15 protein-coding genes are annotated in these 14,395 nt (G+C 62.5%); 3 read left to right on the top strand and 12 right to left on the bottom strand.

All coding sequences use genetic code 11. The features are described 5' to 3' along the window. Positions 1-239: 239 nt before the first annotated feature. On the bottom strand, positions 240-380 hold the full coding sequence (locus tag VNT00_RS15405; RefSeq protein WP_325589038.1) for a hypothetical protein: 141 nt from the start codon (positions 378-380) through the stop codon (positions 240-242). Positions 381-413: 33 nt separating this feature from the next. Here VNT00_RS15405 and VNT00_RS15400 point away from each other — a divergent pair, with 33 nt between their 5' ends. After that, entirely contained in the window at positions 414-1,154 is a 741-nt protein-coding gene (locus VNT00_RS15400; RefSeq protein WP_325589036.1) for a response regulator transcription factor, read from the top strand. A 129-nt stretch (positions 1,155-1,283) separates the two neighbouring features. On the opposite strand, the gene sufT is transcribed toward VNT00_RS15400, so the two are convergent. The 8 genes from sufT to VNT00_RS15360 all read right to left on the bottom strand — a co-directional run bounded on the left by sufT (position 1,284) and on the right by VNT00_RS15360 (position 9,464). Next, positions 1,284-1,841 carry a putative Fe-S cluster assembly protein SufT gene (sufT, locus tag VNT00_RS15395; RefSeq protein WP_325589034.1) on the bottom strand — a complete coding sequence of 186 codons (558 nt, stop codon included), beginning with the start codon at positions 1,839-1,841 and terminating at the stop codon, positions 1,284-1,286. A gap of 11 nt (positions 1,842-1,852) precedes the next feature. Then, the gene (sufU, locus tag VNT00_RS15390) at positions 1,853-2,299 is read right to left on the bottom strand and encodes a Fe-S cluster assembly sulfur transfer protein SufU (protein ID WP_325589379.1); all 447 of its coding nucleotides are present in this window, start codon (positions 2,297-2,299) and stop codon (positions 1,853-1,855) included. 14 nt (positions 2,300-2,313) lie between these two features. After that, positions 2,314-3,567: a cysteine desulfurase gene (locus VNT00_RS15385; RefSeq protein WP_325589032.1), complete on the bottom strand. Its 1,254-nt coding sequence runs from the start codon at positions 3,565-3,567 to the stop codon at positions 2,314-2,316. Further along, positions 3,564-4,874, bottom strand: coding sequence for a Fe-S cluster assembly protein SufD (gene sufD, locus VNT00_RS15380; RefSeq protein ID WP_325589031.1), 1,311 nt, complete (start codon positions 4,872-4,874; stop codon positions 3,564-3,566). Before sufD ends, VNT00_RS15385 begins: the two co-directional genes overlap by 4 nt. Further along, positions 4,871-5,641 carry a Fe-S cluster assembly ATPase SufC gene (gene sufC / locus VNT00_RS15375; protein ID WP_325589029.1) on the bottom strand — a complete coding sequence of 257 codons (771 nt, stop codon included), beginning with the start codon at positions 5,639-5,641 and terminating at the stop codon, positions 4,871-4,873. The genes sufD and sufC overlap by 4 nt, the downstream gene beginning before the upstream one ends. A gap of 14 nt (positions 5,642-5,655) precedes the next feature. Beyond that, on the bottom strand, positions 5,656-7,104 hold the full coding sequence (sufB, locus tag VNT00_RS15370; RefSeq protein WP_325589027.1) for a Fe-S cluster assembly protein SufB: 1,449 nt from the start codon (positions 7,102-7,104) through the stop codon (positions 5,656-5,658). Then, the gene (locus tag VNT00_RS15365; protein ID WP_325589025.1) at positions 7,067-7,540 is read right to left on the bottom strand and encodes an SUF system Fe-S cluster assembly regulator; all 474 of its coding nucleotides are present in this window, start codon (positions 7,538-7,540) and stop codon (positions 7,067-7,069) included. The genes sufB and VNT00_RS15365 overlap by 38 nt, the downstream gene beginning before the upstream one ends. A gap of 136 nt (positions 7,541-7,676) precedes the next feature. After that, the gene (locus VNT00_RS15360; protein WP_325589023.1) at positions 7,677-9,464 is read right to left on the bottom strand and encodes an ABCB family ABC transporter ATP-binding protein/permease; all 1,788 of its coding nucleotides are present in this window, start codon (positions 9,462-9,464) and stop codon (positions 7,677-7,679) included. Between the two features lie 96 nt (positions 9,465-9,560). Here VNT00_RS15360 and VNT00_RS15355 point away from each other — a divergent pair, with 96 nt between their 5' ends. Both VNT00_RS15355 and VNT00_RS15350 read left to right on the top strand, forming a co-directional pair. After that, a complete protein-coding gene (locus VNT00_RS15355) occupies positions 9,561-10,088 on the top strand; it encodes a sigma-70 family RNA polymerase sigma factor (RefSeq protein ID WP_325589021.1) in 528 nt (175 codons plus the stop codon). Beyond that, entirely contained in the window at positions 10,085-10,996 is a 912-nt protein-coding gene (locus VNT00_RS15350) for an anti-sigma factor domain-containing protein (RefSeq protein WP_325589019.1), read from the top strand. Before VNT00_RS15355 ends, VNT00_RS15350 begins: the two co-directional genes overlap by 4 nt. A gap of 115 nt (positions 10,997-11,111) precedes the next feature. Here the strand turns inward: VNT00_RS15350 and VNT00_RS15345 are convergent, their stop codons facing one another. From VNT00_RS15345 to pheT, 3 genes are all read right to left on the bottom strand, one after another. Next, on the bottom strand, positions 11,112-11,510 hold the full coding sequence (locus VNT00_RS15345; protein ID WP_325589017.1) for a MerR family transcriptional regulator: 399 nt from the start codon (positions 11,508-11,510) through the stop codon (positions 11,112-11,114). A gap of 86 nt (positions 11,511-11,596) precedes the next feature. Further along, complete coding sequence (locus VNT00_RS15340; RefSeq protein WP_325589015.1) at positions 11,597-11,923, bottom strand: integration host factor subunit alpha; 327 nt, start codon at positions 11,921-11,923, stop codon at positions 11,597-11,599. A gap of 12 nt (positions 11,924-11,935) precedes the next feature. Then, positions 11,936-14,347 carry a phenylalanine--tRNA ligase subunit beta gene (gene pheT, locus VNT00_RS15335; RefSeq protein ID WP_325589013.1) on the bottom strand — a complete coding sequence of 804 codons (2,412 nt, stop codon included), beginning with the start codon at positions 14,345-14,347 and terminating at the stop codon, positions 11,936-11,938. Positions 14,348-14,395: the final 48 nt, after the last annotated feature.

The raw sequence follows: 14,395 nt of genomic DNA, 5'->3' as shown, positions 1-14,395 counted from the left end.
CCGAAGCTGCATAAAACAGGTTGATTTCAGGCTCTGGCCGAATCACTCGTTACAGTAAATTCCTGATTCAAAGGAATATTTTTGATATTTTTTGATATTTTTTGGAAGAAAACGGTTGTACATGAACAGCCTCGTAATGATAGAATGCCCTAGCTGTTGAATGTGGTCAAATGCCAGCGCAGGTCTGATTACCAATACGAGAAATCTGCAAGTACCAACAAACTAGATAAACTCGCAACTTAAACCGGATTTTGACGAATAATCGGCAAGGCAGCACTGAAAAAAACAGCGCTTGCAACCGCAATACAGCACTCCAGCAGCCCGCCCATAGGCATGTCGTTAAATGCCAGGTTGGCGTCCCCTTCTGTGCTGAAAGTCATGTCAGGCATCGAGTTCGCTAGGGGGAGGGATGTATGACAAGTATTATTGTAGTCGAGCCGCACGCCATACTAAGAATGGGCATCGTGCAACTATTGTCCAATGTCGAGCCCGACCTGACACTCGAGGGCTGCGACTATTCCAGCCTTTCGAAACCCTCCGCCGAAAACCGTCAAAGCGACCTCGCGCTGCTGTCGGTGTGCGTTTCGGAGGACGTCGACAACCTTATCGGGGCCACGCAGCGCGCCTACGGGCCCAAGGCCATCATCCTGCTTTCGGAAAACCCCGGCGCTGCCTTGCTGACACGCCCTCTTCCCTCGCTGGTCGCAGGCCATATCCCCAAAAACGCGGCCCCGGAGGTCCTGCAGGCGTCCACCCGCCTGGTGCTTGCAGGCGGCACCTGCTTTCCGCCCTCGCATCACTGGGCTACGCAGCAAACCGACTCGCATATGGCAATGCCTCAAGAACCTCCTCCCTGGATCAACACCGGCCCCGCGCAGCGATGCGCACGGAAAACCTGCGAAGAATCGGAAATGCTGGGCCTTACACCCCGCCAATACGAGGTGCTCATATTGCTGGCTCGCGGCTACCCCATGAAGATGGTCGGGCGCCACCTCAATATTTCGGTAGCCACCGCCAAGGCCCATACCGAAACCCTGTATCAGCGGCTCAATGTGCACAACCGGAACGCAGCCGTGTACGCCGCCGTATCGCGGGGGGCCAAACTAGGCTGGACCTCCATCGGAGGGAACCCCGACTTCGCGCAAGAGGCCTGACGCAAGTCAGGCTTTTTTTTCCGCCGGGCCGCCCCAAGGTAAAAAGCCCCCCTCGGGGGGCAGCAAGCCGCGCCAGCGGCGCAGCGTGGGGGCACCTTTCACCGCCGGGCCGCCCCAAGGTCGCAGTTATTACATCATGCCCATTTCGAGGCGCGCGTGTTCGCTCATCATTTCGCGGCCCCAGGGGGGATCCCAGACCAGGTTCACATTGACGTTGACCACGCCGTGTATGGACTGCAGCTTGACCTTGGCCTCGTCGGCGATCATGGTGCCCATGCCGCAGCCGGGCGCGGTCAGGGTCATGTCCACGTCTATCTTGAACTGATCCTCGCCCACTACGTCCACCTCGCAGCGATAGACCAGTCCCAGGTTGACGATGTCGACCGGGATTTCAGGGTCGTAGCAGGTGGCCAGCAGGCTCCAGGCCATGTCGCGCACGGACTCCACGGTAAGCTCACCCTCGGGCACGACGGTCTCGACCGCCTCGGTCGGCTCGAACCCCAGCGCGTCGGCGTCCACGCCCTCTACGCGGTATAGATTGCCGTCCACGTAAACGGTATAGCTGCCGCCCAGCTTCTGGGTGATCTGGGCCATGCAGCCTTTCTCGATGGTAACCGGCGCGCCGTAGGGCACGCTGACCGCCGGACAATCCCGGCTGACCTCGACTTCGTGTCGCCCGTGATACATGATGACATCCCTTATTCTGTTTGCGCCGTATCGCGCATGCCGGCCAGCGCGTTATGCAAGGTATGCCAGGCCAGCGTGGCACACTTTACTCGTGACGGAAACTCTCGAACGCCCGCCAGAACTTCCAGCTTGCCGAAGTCGCGCCCTTCCGGGTGCGCCTGCGTCAGCATGGCATGCATGTCCTTGAACAGGGCTTCGACCTCGGCCACCGGCTTGCCCTTCACCGCCTCGGTCATCAACGACGCCGATGCCGTGGAAATTGCGCAGCCGTGGCCGACAAAACTGGCATCGCTTACCACGCCGTCCTGCACCTTTACGTACACGGTAAGCTGGTCGCCGCACAACGGGTTATGCCCGTCGGCCGCGTGACTGGCATGCTCCATGGCGCGGAAGTTGCGCGGATGGCGGTTGTGATCGAAGATGACTTCCTGGTAAAGCTCGCGTAAATCCTGCTGCATATCGGCCATGCTTATTACCGCTCCACTCCAAACATTTTTTGCGCCGCGCCTATGGATCGAACCAGCGCGTCGATATCATCGCGGGTATTGTAAAGGGCAAGCGAAGCCCTTGCCGTGCCGGGAATGCCGAAACGGGTCATGACCGGCATGGCGCAATGATGGCCGGCGCGTATCGCCACCCCGTCCATGTCCAGGATGGTGCCCAGGTCGTGGGGATGAATGCCTTCGATGACGAACGACAGAATGCCCGCCTTGTCGGCGGCATTGCCTATGATCTTCAGGCCCGGTACGCCCTGCAAGGCGGCGGTGCCGTAATCGAGCAAGGCATGCTCATGCGCCGCAATGGTGTCCAGTCCGATATCGAGCACGTATTGAATTGCCGCGCCCAGACCGATGGTTCCGGCGATATTGGGCGTGCCCGCCTCGAAGCGCTGCGGCACGTCCGCATAGGTGCTGCGCTCGAAGCTGACCGTGCGTATCATGTCGCCGCCGCCCTGCCACGGCGGCATGGACTGCAGCAGCTCGTGGCGCCCGTACAACGCGCCTATGCCTGTGGGGCCGTACAGCTTGTGGCCCGAAAACGCATAGAAGTCGCAACCAATCTGCTGCACGTCGACCACCTGGTGCGCGACGGCCTGCGCACCGTCCACCAGCACCAGGGCGCCCGCCTCGTGCGCCAGCCGGGTGATCTCGGCAACCGGATTGACCGTGCCCAGGGCGTTGGAAATATGGGTTACCGCCACCATGCGCACCTGCGGCCCAAGCAACTGCCGATAGGCCGCCATATCGAGTTCGCCCGCATCGTTGATGGGGATGACCTTGAGCTCGGCGCCGGTTTGCTCGCACACCAATTGCCAGGGAACGATGTTGGAGTGATGCTCCAGCGCACTGACGACGACGTGGTCGCCGGCGCGCAGCCTGGCGCGGCCCCAGCTGTACGCCACCAGATTGATGGCCTCGGTCGTGCCCCGCGTGAACACGATTTCATTGCTGTCGGCGGCATTGAGCAGGCGGCGCACCAGGTCGCGGCCCTGCTCGTACAGGTCGGTGGCATGCTGCGACAGCCAGTGCACGCCGCGATGGATGTTGGCATTGGAATTCAGGTAAAAGCTGCTGTCGGAGTCGATGACGGACTGCGGCTTCTGGGTGGTGGCGCCATTGTCCAGATACACCAGGCGCTTGCCGCGGATGGGATTGGACAGAATGGGAAAATCTGCGATACGGCCCAGATCGAGTGATTCGGAGAACGAAACGGCGGGTGCGTTCATGCCATGCCTCCCAGGAGTTCTTTGCCGGGCAGCAAGCCCCTGACCGCACGCGTCACCCGGCGGCGCAGCGATTCGTCGGCGATGCGCTCGATGGCCTGGGCCGCAAAGGCATAAATGAGAATGCTGCGCGCATGCTCGGCATCGAGACCGCGCGAACGCAGGTAGAACAAGCTGGTTTCGTCGATCTGCCCAACGGTGGCGCCATGCGCGCACTTGACGTCGTCGGCGTAGATTTCGAGCTCGGGGCGCGCGTCGGCGCGGGCCATGCGCGACAGCAGCAGGCTGTCGGAACGCTGGACGGCATCGGTGCCGTCGGAGCCCGGCGCCACCAGGATGCGCCCGGCAAACACGCCGCGGGCGGTATCGGCCAGAATGCCCCGGTAGTACTCGCGGCTGACGCCGTAGGGCCTGGCATGGTCGATCCAGGTATGGTGATCGACGTGGCGCTTGCCATCGACGTAATAAAGGCCGTTGAGCAGCGTCTCGCAATGCTCGCCATTGAAGTGCGTGACGATATCGTTGCGGGCCAGGCGGGCGCCGAACGACATGGAATGCGACACGTAATTCGAACCTTGTTCCTGCGCAATATCGCTTTCGCCCAGATGGAAGGCCTGCTCGTCTTCCTGCTGCAGCTTGAGGTGAACCAGGCGAGCATCGGCGGCCAGCACCGCCCGCAGGACGGTGCTGCTAAGCGAAACCCCTGCGCCGTCGCCCACGTAGTGCTCGATCAGCGTGGCCTGCGCGCCGCCTTCCAGCACGACGATGTTGCGCGAAAAGCTGGCGGCCTGCCTGGAAGCGGAAACGAATACTGCATGGATGGGCAGCTCGACCTGTTCGCCGCGCGCCACGCGAATGCAGATTCCGTCGTCGGCCAGGGCCAGATTGAGCGCCGCCGTGCTGGCGCCGTCGGCTTCGCTGCCGAAATACGCTTCAAGCCGCTCTGGATGGTCGCGCAGCACCTGGGATACCGCCTGGATTTGCACGCCTGCGGGCAAAGCACCCACATCGGACAATTGCGGCGTGTAGCGGCCGTCGACGAACACCAGCCAGTGCCCGGCCTCGCCGTCGCGCAGCGCCTGGATTTTCTCGGCAGCCACACGAGCCTCGCCTCGCAGCGCAAAGTCTTGTTGATCCAGCACGGCCAGGGAAGTGTGATGCCAGCTTTCCTGTTTGGCGACAGGCCAGCCTTCTTGTTGGAAGCGGTCGAAAGCCCGTTGCCGCAAGGCGGCCAGCCAAGGCGCATCGGCACCGGCCAAAGCGCCCGAACCCGCCTTGAAGCCGGCGGAGAAAGATTCCAGGGCGCTCATGCGACAGCCCCCTTGCCCGGCTTGGCGCCCTCGCCCAGCCAGCCATAGCCCTTTTCTTCGAGTTCGAGCGCCAGCTCGCTACCACCCGAACGGACGATGCGGCCGCCCGAAAGCACGTGCACGTAATCGGGCACGATGTAGTCCAGCAGGCGCTGATAGTGCGTAATGACGATGAGGGAGCGTTCTGGCGAGCGCAGGCGGTTCACGCCGTCGGCCACGACGCGCAGGGCGTCGATGTCCAGGCCGGAGTCGGTTTCGTCCAGGATGGCCAGTCTGGGTTCCAGCAATGCCATTTGCAGGACTTCGTTGCGCTTTTTCTCGCCGCCCGAAAACCCCTCGTTGACCGAACGGTACAGGAACTCTTCCTTCATGCCCACCGCTTTCATTTCGCTTTTTACGCGGGTCAGGAAATCCATGGCGTCCAGCTCGGACAGCCCCTGGTGGCGGCGCACTGCGTTGACCGCGGCCTTGAGGAAATAGGCGTTGGAAACGCCCGGGATTTCAATGGGATACTGGAACGCCAGGAACAGGCCCGAACGAGCGCGCTCTTCGACCGACATGGCCAGCAGATCCTGCCCTTGCCAGGTGACGGATCCGCTTTCAACGTGGTAGTTGTCGCGGCCGGCCAGCACCTGCGACAAAGTGCTTTTGCCGGCGCCGTTGGGGCCCATGATGGCATGGACTTCGCCCGGCTTGATCGACAGGGTCAGGCCGCGCAGAATGGGTTTGTTATTGATGGAAGCGTGTAAATCGCGAATTTCAAGCATGAATAACCTCTTTATTAACCTACGCTGCCTTCGAGGCTCACGCCGAGCAGATTCTGTGCTTCGACCGCAAACTCCATGGGCAATTCTTTGAAAACTTCTTTGCAGAAACCATTGACGATCATGGACACCGCGTCTTCGGCCGACAGGCCGCGCTGCATGGCATAGAACAACTGATCTTCGCCGATGCGGGACGTGGTGGCCTCGTGCTCGACCTGGCCGGTCGGGTTCTGCACCTCGATGGTGGGAAACGTATGGGCGGCGCACTTCTTGCCGATGAGCAGGGAGTCGCACTGCGTGTAGTTGCGCGCATTCTCGGCCTTGGGCGTCATGCGCACCAGGCCGCGGAAAGTATTGCTGCCGTGCCCCGCCGAAATGCCCTTCGAGATGATGGTGCTGCTGGTGTTGCGCCCCATGTGGATCATCTTGGTGCCGGTATCGGCCTGCTGGCGGTGATTGCTGAGCGCCACGGAATAGAACTCGCCCACCGAGTCGTCGCCGCGCAGGATGACGCTGGGGTATTTCCAGGTGATGGCGGAGCCGGTTTCAACCTGGGTCCAGGAAATGCGCGAACGCGGGCCGCGGCAGTCGCCGCGCTTGGTCACGAAGTTATAGATGCCGCCCTTGCCGTCCTTGTCGCCGGGATACCAGTTTTGCACGGTGGAGTACTTGATTTTGGCGTCGTCCATGGCAACCAGTTCGACCACCGCCGCATGCAGTTGGTTTTCGTCGCGCATGGGCGCCGTACAGCCTTCCAGGTAGCTGACGCTGGCGCCTTCGTCGGCAATGATGAGCGTGCGTTCGAACTGCCCGGTATCTTGCGCATTGATGCGGAAATACGTGGACAGCTCCATGGGACATCGCACGCCCTTGGGAATATAGACGAAGGAGCCGTCCGAAAACACCGCCGAGTTGAGCGCCGCATAGAAGTTGTCGCCCTGCGGCACGACCGAACCCAGGTATTTGCGAACCAGTTCGGGGTATTCCTTGACGGCTTCCGAGAACGAACAGAAGATCACACCGACATCGGCCAGTTGCTTGCGGAACGTGGTGGCCACCGAGACCGAGTCGAACACGGCGTCGACCGCCACGCCGGCCAGACGAGCGCGCTCGTGCAGCGGCACACCCAGCTTTTCGTAGGTGCGCAGCAATTCGGGGTCGACTTCGTCCAGCGACTTGGGGCCGTCCTTCTTGGACTTGGGGGCCGAGTAGTAGCTGATGTCCTGGAAATCGACGGGCGGGAACCCCACCTTGGCCCATTCGGGCGGCGTCATGGTCAGCCATTGCCGATACGCCGACAGCCGCCACTCGAGCATGAATTCGGGCTCGCCCTTCTTGGCCGACAACAGCCGGATGGTGTCTTCCGACAGGCCTTTCGGTATGGTGTCGGACTCGACTTCGGTGACGAAACCGGCCTCGTACTCCCGGTCAAGGAACGAGTCGATCTTTTCGGTCGCTGTTTTCATGCGATAAAACCTCTAGTTCAAAATGCGTGTGTGCAGACTGCGCCATGTCGGCGATGCTTATGTCTTCGAGTGTGCGTCGTACTATATTGTTGATGCGCAGCCAGTTGGAGCGGATTCGGCAATCGGACTCGTAGCCGCAAACGCCGGGCGTGGCGCTGCACTCGGTCAGCCCGAAAGGCTGCTCGTCCAGGGCGTCGACGACTTGGGCAATGGTGATTTGCGTTGCGGGCCGGCTAAGCGCATAACCGCCGCGCGCGCCGCGCATGCTGTGCACGAGGTCGTGGCGCCCCAGGGCCTTGAGCACCTTGCTGGCGGTAGGCTGGCCGATTCCCAGTACCCCGGCCAGATCGGACGCGCTGAAATAGCGCTGCGGATGGCTGGCCATATGGGTAAGAACCAGCGTGCCGTAGTCGATGATTTTGCTGACGCGCAACATGGCGGATTTTGTAACCGGTAAGTATTGAATGCAGAATCGGAGGTCGCCGAACCAGGAGTTTCAGGTATTCGGCGAGTCGGGTATATAGTACCGTTTTAGTCCTGTATGTGTCAAATGGCGCTTCGGGAAGCCCGCCCTATTCGGCTTCGTCCTGGCCGGCCTGCTGCATCATCCACATCTGGGCGTAGCGCCCGCCCAATAGCAGCAGCTCGCGGTGCGAGCCCTGCTCCACCACGCGGCCGCGATCCAGCACCAGGATCTCGTCGGCATCGATGATGGTCGATAGCCGGTGCGCGATGATCAGCGTCGTGCGGTTGCGCGCGATCTGCGTCAGTTCGTCCTGGATTGCCCGCTCGGTGCGGGTGTCCAGCGCGCTGGTAGCCTCGTCGAAAATCAGTATGGGCGGGTTCTTGAGCAGCGTGCGGGCGATGGCCACGCGCTGCTTTTCGCCGCCCGAGAGCTTCAGGCCTCGCTCGCCGACCGGCGTCTCGTAGCCGGCGGGCAGGCTCATGACAAAGTCATGGATGCGGGCGGCTTTGGCGGCCTGCACGATGTCCGCCTGCGAAGCCGCTGGATTTCCGTAGGCGATATTGTACAGAATACTGTCGTTGAAAAGCACGGTGTCCTGCGGGACGATGCCGATATGCCGGCGCAGGCTTTCCTGGGTGACGTCGCGCACGTCGGTGCCATTGATGAGTATGGCGCCCTTGTCGGCGTCGTAGAAGCGGAACAGCAAGCGCGACAATGTGGATTTGCCGGCCCCCGAGGCCCCCACCACCGCCAGGGTCCGGCCAGCCGGTATCGTAAAGCTTACGTCGAACAGTATCTGCCGGTTGGCTTCGTAGCCGAACTCGACGTGTTCGAAGCGGATCTCGGCCTGGTCGGCCTGCAACTCCGGAGCGCCGGGCTTGTCGGCGACCTCCTGGCTTTCCTGCAGCAGGCCGAACATGCGCTCCATGTCGGCCAGCGCGTGCTTGATTTCCCGATAGACGAAACCCAGGAAATTCAGGGGCGCATAAAGCTGGGTAAGATAAGCCGACACCAGCACGACGTCGCCGACCGTCATGGTGTGCGCGACCACTCCCGCGGCCGACAGCCATAGCAAGGCCGTGACGCCCAGCGTGATGATGGCGCCCTGCCCGATATTGAGCAGATTCAGCGAAACCTGGTTCTTGACCGCGGAATCCACCCAGCGCTTCAGATTCCCGTCGTAGCGGTCTATCTCGTATTTCTCGTTGCCGAAATACTTGACCGTCTCGTAGTTCAGCAAGGCATCGATGGCCTTGCTGTTGGCCTTGCTGTCGAGGTCGTTCATGCTGCGCCGGTATACCATGCGCTTCTCGGTGACCAGCAGGGTAAACAGCACATAGCAAAGTATGGTGCCCAGCGTCACGACGGCGAACAGATAGTCGTAGCGCCACAGCAGCACCGCCGCCACCATCCCGATCTCGAGCAAGGTCGGCAAGATGTTGAACACCATGAAATTGAGCAGAAAGCCGATACCCTTGGTGCCACGCTCGATATCGCGGCTCAGGCCGCCCGTTTGCCGCTTCAGGTGAAAGCTCATCGACAAGGCGAACAAATGCTGGAAAAGACTCGTGGCAATGCGCCGGATGGAGCCCTGGGTCACGCGCGCGAACAAGGCGTCGCGCAGTTCGCCGAACACGCTGCTGGACAAGCGTGCAAGCCCATAGCCCAGCAAGGCGGCCACCGGCAATACCAGCAGCGTTTCCTGCAGGCTGAGCTGATCGACGATCTGCTTGAGAAACAACGGCAGCCAGACGCTGGCGACCTTGGCCGCAACGAGGCAGCCCAGGGCCAGCAGCACACGCTCCTTGAACTGCCAGACATAGGGCAGAAGCGACTTGAGGGTCTGGATATCGTTGCGGTTTTTCGGCGCTGGGCCGGTGTGGCGGAATTTCATGCGTTCGAATGGTGAAAAAAAATGGCCCTGTTAAAGCCGGCGTTCATGGAGTACCTAATACAATAAGCGCGCTCCCCCAAGAAAAATGGAGATTCGATGCTTGCCCAAAACTTCGATTACGAAGCCGCGCTAGCCGCCTGTGCCCGAGGCAGCCAGGCCGCGCTGCGCGACCTGTACCATCGGGAAACACCGCAAATGCTGGCCCTGGCGACCCGAATGCTGGCCGACGGCAGCGCCGCCGAGGCGGTGGTGCGCGATACCTTCGTGCTGATCTGGAAAAACGCGGCCAGCTACGACCCGCAAGCCGGCACAGCACGCGCTTGGATTTACAGCATTATGCGCTATCGCGCCATGAACCGTTTGCGCCAGTCCGGACGCATCGTGCCCGCCGCCAAGGCCGGCTGGCAGGCCAGGCTGCCGGTACTGTCCAATACCGCCGATTCCGCGCCGCTGGCGCGCACCTTGAACAAGCTTGAACAGGCCCAGCGCCTGCCCATCCTCATGGCCTACTACGGCGGCCTGAACTACGAGCAAATCGGCGCGCTGCTGCACATGCCGCAAGAACAGGTCAAATCCCACGCCCACACCGCTCTGGCGGCCATTCTGGACGCGGAGCAGGCATGAGCAGGAATACCGCACCATCCCTTCTTACCGCCGAATATGCTCTTGGCCTGCTGAACCTGCAGGAAACCGCCCAGGCCCACGCCCTGCTCGGCGCCGACTACGACGCCGTGGTCAGCGCCCTGGCCTGGGAAGATCGTTTCCTGGCCCTGGCGGACGAACTTCCCCCCGAGACGCCATCGCCCGAGCTGCTGCTGCAAATACAAACCGCGCTGGGTCACGACACCACCGTCCCGCTGCGCCCCAGCGCCATGCCAGCCGCTTCGACGCCAGAGGCGACAAAGACACAGGCGCCGCAAGCCTCGGCGCGGCAGCCGGCAAAGTCCGGCCTGCCGCCCAGCAAGCCGCGAACGGCACAGGCTTCCGAACGCCGGGCAGGCCAGGCTGAATCCAGGCGCGGCTTCTGGTCCAGCCTTTGGCTGTGGCGCGGCGCAACGCTGGTGCTGGCGCTTGGACTGGTTGCCGCAGCCCTGCAACCCAAAGCGCAAGATGCGTCCGCCGGGCAAACCACGCCCGCGGTCACAGCCGGCGATACCGCCAAGCCGGCCGCCCCGCAGGCAAGCGTGGCCACGCCAACCCGCGCCGCCATTTTGCAGGCTCCGGGCCAAACGTCCACGCCGGGCTGGATCGTGACCTTCGATGCTTCGGGCGATCTGGTGCTTACACCTAAGGTCAGGATAGAAATCGCCCAGGACGCCGCCGTATATCTATGGGTGCACGGCGACACGGAAACCCCCAGGCTGTTGGCCGAACTGAGCCCCAATGCACCGCTGGTCCTGCCGGCGCAAGCCGCCGGCACCATAGCCACCGGGCAGATTTTCGAAATAACCCTGGAGCCGCGCGGCGCCGCCGCGCCACACGAGCCCAAAGGCCCGATTCTGTTCATCGGCCGCCTTGTCGCCCTGAGCTGAACCGCGCGGCGCAAAAGCGGGTTTCAAAAACCAACGGCAGCCCTATGCATCATAGGGCTGCCGTTGCATGAATTGCTGGCGCCGACACGGCCTATGGCCGGCTGTCGGCCTTTGGTCATTGGGCTCCGCTTTCGCCCAGGGCCTGGGCCAGCGCCTCGCGCGCCGCAATAAGATCGGCCCGCAAGACCTGGAATTCCTGTCCGCTGAGGCGCACGGCGGCGTCCTGGTCGTGCGGCGGCGCCTCGCGCGTATCGCCCAGGCGATTGCGCGCGCCGCTGATGGTAAAGCCCTGCTCGTACAGAAGATCGCGTATGCGGCGTATGAGCAGCACTTCGTGGTGCTGGTAATAGCGGCGGTTGCCCCGGCGCTTGACCGGCTTGAGCTGCGTGAATTCCTGCTCCCAGTAACGCAGCACATGAGGCTTGACGCAGCACAGATCGCTGACTTCGCCAATGGTGAAGTAGCGCTTGGCCGGAATGGGCGGCAAAACAACAGGGGTATCGGACTGGCTCATGTGCGGATTCTATCTATACCGATTGAAAAACGATTCGGAAACGGGACGAAGGGCGCGCCGCATGAGGCCCGCCCGCCAGAGGTGATTTATTCCGCCGGGGTGGCGCCGGCCTGGGCCGGAGGCTCGACCACGCCCTTGAGCTTCTGGCTTGCATGGAACGTGACGACCCGGCGCGCTTCGATGGGGATGACCTCGCCGGTTTTGGGGTTGCGCCCGGGACGGGGCGGCTTGTCGCGCACCTGGAAATTGCCGAAGCCCGACAGCTTGACTTCGACGCCGCGCGCCAGCGAATCGCGGATTTCCTCGAAAAAGGTATCGACGATGTCTTTGGCTTCGCGCTTGTTCAGGCCGACGCGGTCGAACAGCAGCTCGGCCAGCTCGGCCTTGGTCAGGGTACGTGGATCTGAATTCATTGCTTTAACTCCTTATGCGCGCAAGCGCACCCCATGAGCGCTGACCAGCGCTTCTAATAGCAGGTTCATGCATTGTTCGACACGGGCGTCATCCAGCGTGACTTCGGGATCCTGCAGCCAGAAATGGAAAGCCATGCTTTTTTCAGCCGCGGCATTTTCGGACTTGTCCCGCCAGACATCGAACAGCCGGATATCCTTGACAACGCTAAGAGTAGCATTAGACGCCACGGTTTGGGCAAGGGTGTCCAACAAATCCTGATACGAAACTTTAACATCCGCCCAGACCGCCAGGTCGCGCGCCACGACCGGCTGGCGAGACAGCTCGGCCGGCTGCGGCAAAGCCGCCGTGGAAATGGCGGCGACGTCGACTTCGAACACCACCGGCGCATGGGCCAGCTCGGCTTGCTGAACCCAGCGCGGATGCAGCTCGCCAAGCCAACCGATATCCCGGCCATCCAGGACCAGGCGCGCGCTGCGGCCAGGATGCAGTGCCGGATGGGCATCGGGCTTGCACAGCAGGCGCCCGGCCTGCGCGCCCAGCAACGTTTCGACATCCATCTTTACATCGTAAAAATCGACGTGGCGCGTCGGCGCGCCCCACTGCTCTTCCAGTGCCGGGCCCCAGGCCATGCCGGCAAGACGCTGCGGCTGGCTGACCCCGGCAACGGCCAGATCGGAGTCGGCTACTTTGGCGTCGCGCGCAAACACGCGCCCCAGCTCGAAAACCCGCACCCGGCTTTGCTTGTGATTGGCGTTGTACCGGACATTGGCCAGCAGGCCGCCGATCAGGCTGGAGCGCATGACCGCCAACTGGCTGGCAATGGGATTGAGCAAACGGATGGGGTCGTCGTTGCCGGCGTAGTCTTTTTCCCATGCCTCTTCGACGAAGGAAAAGTTGATGACTTCCTGGTAATCGAGGCCGGCCATGATGGCGCGCAAGGCATGAGGCCCGCGCAGCGTCTCGGGCTCGAGCCGCATTTGCGCCCTGGCAAGCGGCGGCAGGTCGGGAATGCGCTCGAAGCCGTAGACGCGCGCCACTTCCTCGATGAGGTCTTCTTCGATGAAGATGTCGAAGCGGTAGGAAGGCGGCGTAACGCTGAACACCCCGTCCTGCACGGTAAAGGGAAGATTCAGGCTGGTGAAGATGCGCTCGACCTCGGCCTGCTCCACCAGCACGCCCAGGATGCGGTGGCAGCGCTGCAGCCGCATGGCCACCGGGGCGCGCTCGGGCAGGTTGACGACCTGGTCGTCGACCGGGCCGGCCTGGCCGCCGCAAATGTCGATGATGAGCCGGGTCATGCGCTCGAGGTGCTCGGGAATCGAGCCGAAGTCCACGCCGCGCTCGAAGCGGTGGCTGGCCTCGGTGCTGAATTTATAGCGCCGGGTCCGGCCCATGATGGCCTCGGGCCACCAGAACGCCGCCTCGAGATATATGTCCGTCGTATCCAGGGTGACGGCGCTGGCCTCCCCGCCCATGATGCCCGCCATGCTTTCAGGCTCGGCGCCCGCCGCCACGACGCCGACGTCCGGCGCCAGCGTCACGGTCTGGCCGTTGAGCAATTCCAGGGTCTCGCCTTCGCGGGCCCAGCGCACGGTCAGGCCGCCATTGATGCGATTCAGGTCGAACACATGGGTGGGGCGCCCCAGTTCCAGCATGACATAGTTGGAAATGTCGACCAGGGCCGAGATGGAGCGCTGCCCCGCCCTTTCCAGGCGCGATTTCATCCAGGAAGGCGTGGCCGCGCGCGCATTGACGCCGCGTATCACCCGCCCGGCGAAACGGCCGCATAAATCGGGGGCCTGCACCTCGACGGCCAGGCGGTCATCCAGGGCGACCGGCACGGGCTCGAAGGACGGCAGGGTAAGCGGCGCGCCAGTAAGGGCCGCCACCTCACGCGCCACGCCCAGAATGGAAAGGCAATCGGCGCGGTTGGGCGTGAGCTTGAGCGTAAACACCGTATCGTCCAGGTCCAGGGCATCACGCAGCGATTGTCCGGCTTCGGCCTGGGCATCCAGCTCGAGCAGGCCGGCATGATCCTGGGAAAGGCCCAGCTCGCGCGCCGAACACAGCATGCCGAAGGACTCGACGCCCCGCATCTTGGCCTTGCCGATCTTCATGTCGCCGGGCAGCCTGGCGCCGATGCGCGCCAAAGGAACCTTCAGGCCGGCCGCGGCATTGGGCGCGCCGCAGACGATCTGCAGCAAGGCCCCAGATCCGTCGTCCACCTGGCACACCCGCAGCTTGTCCGCATTGGGGTGAGGCGCGATTTCGACGATATGGGCGACCACGACGCCGCTGAAAGGCGGGGCGGCCGGCACGGCCTCCTCGACTTCCAGGCCAGCCATGGTCAGGCGATGCGACAGCTCGTCGGTGTCGATGGCGGGATTAGCAAAGGTACGTAGCCAGGATTCTGGAAATTGCATGGTAGGTCGGATCCGTTTGACGGCAAGGCGCGGATGAATGGATTAGAG

The organism is Eoetvoesiella sp. (genome assembly GCF_035555955.1).
Lineage (GTDB): Bacteria > Pseudomonadota > Gammaproteobacteria > Burkholderiales > Burkholderiaceae_B > Eoetvoesia.
Note: the sequence above shows the minus strand (reverse complement) of the source record. Positions and strands in the feature narration are given on the sequence as shown.

Excerpts from the sequence above, each read along its gene's own strand:
- VNT00_RS15405 (WP_325589038.1), bottom strand. The coding sequence starts at position 380 with ATGACTTTCAGCACAGAAGGGGACGCCAACCTGGCATTTAACGACATG.
- VNT00_RS15400 (WP_325589036.1), top strand. The coding sequence starts at position 414 with ATGACAAGTATTATTGTAGTCGAGCCGCACGCCATACTAAGAATGGGC.
- sufT (WP_325589034.1), bottom strand. The coding sequence starts at position 1,841 with ATGTATCACGGGCGACACGAAGTCGAGGTCAGCCGGGATTGTCCGGCG.
- sufU (WP_325589379.1), bottom strand. The coding sequence starts at position 2,299 with ATGCAGCAGGATTTACGCGAGCTTTACCAGGAAGTCATCTTCGATCAC.
- VNT00_RS15385 (WP_325589032.1), bottom strand. The coding sequence starts at position 3,567 with ATGAACGCACCCGCCGTTTCGTTCTCCGAATCACTCGATCTGGGCCGT.
- sufD (WP_325589031.1), bottom strand. The coding sequence starts at position 4,874 with ATGAGCGCCCTGGAATCTTTCTCCGCCGGCTTCAAGGCGGGTTCGGGC.
- sufC (WP_325589029.1), bottom strand. The coding sequence starts at position 5,641 with ATGCTTGAAATTCGCGATTTACACGCTTCCATCAATAACAAACCCATT.
- sufB (WP_325589027.1), bottom strand. The coding sequence starts at position 7,104 with ATGAAAACAGCGACCGAAAAGATCGACTCGTTCCTTGACCGGGAGTAC.
- VNT00_RS15365 (WP_325589025.1), bottom strand. The coding sequence starts at position 7,540 with ATGTTGCGCGTCAGCAAAATCATCGACTACGGCACGCTGGTTCTTACC.
- VNT00_RS15360 (WP_325589023.1), bottom strand. The coding sequence starts at position 9,464 with ATGAAATTCCGCCACACCGGCCCAGCGCCGAAAAACCGCAACGATATC.
- VNT00_RS15355 (WP_325589021.1), top strand. The coding sequence starts at position 9,561 with ATGCTTGCCCAAAACTTCGATTACGAAGCCGCGCTAGCCGCCTGTGCC.
- VNT00_RS15350 (WP_325589019.1), top strand. The coding sequence starts at position 10,085 with ATGAGCAGGAATACCGCACCATCCCTTCTTACCGCCGAATATGCTCTT.
- VNT00_RS15345 (WP_325589017.1), bottom strand. The coding sequence starts at position 11,510 with ATGAGCCAGTCCGATACCCCTGTTGTTTTGCCGCCCATTCCGGCCAAG.
- VNT00_RS15340 (WP_325589015.1), bottom strand. The coding sequence starts at position 11,923 with ATGAATTCAGATCCACGTACCCTGACCAAGGCCGAGCTGGCCGAGCTG.
- pheT (WP_325589013.1), bottom strand. The coding sequence starts at position 14,347 with ATGCAATTTCCAGAATCCTGGCTACGTACCTTTGCTAATCCCGCCATC.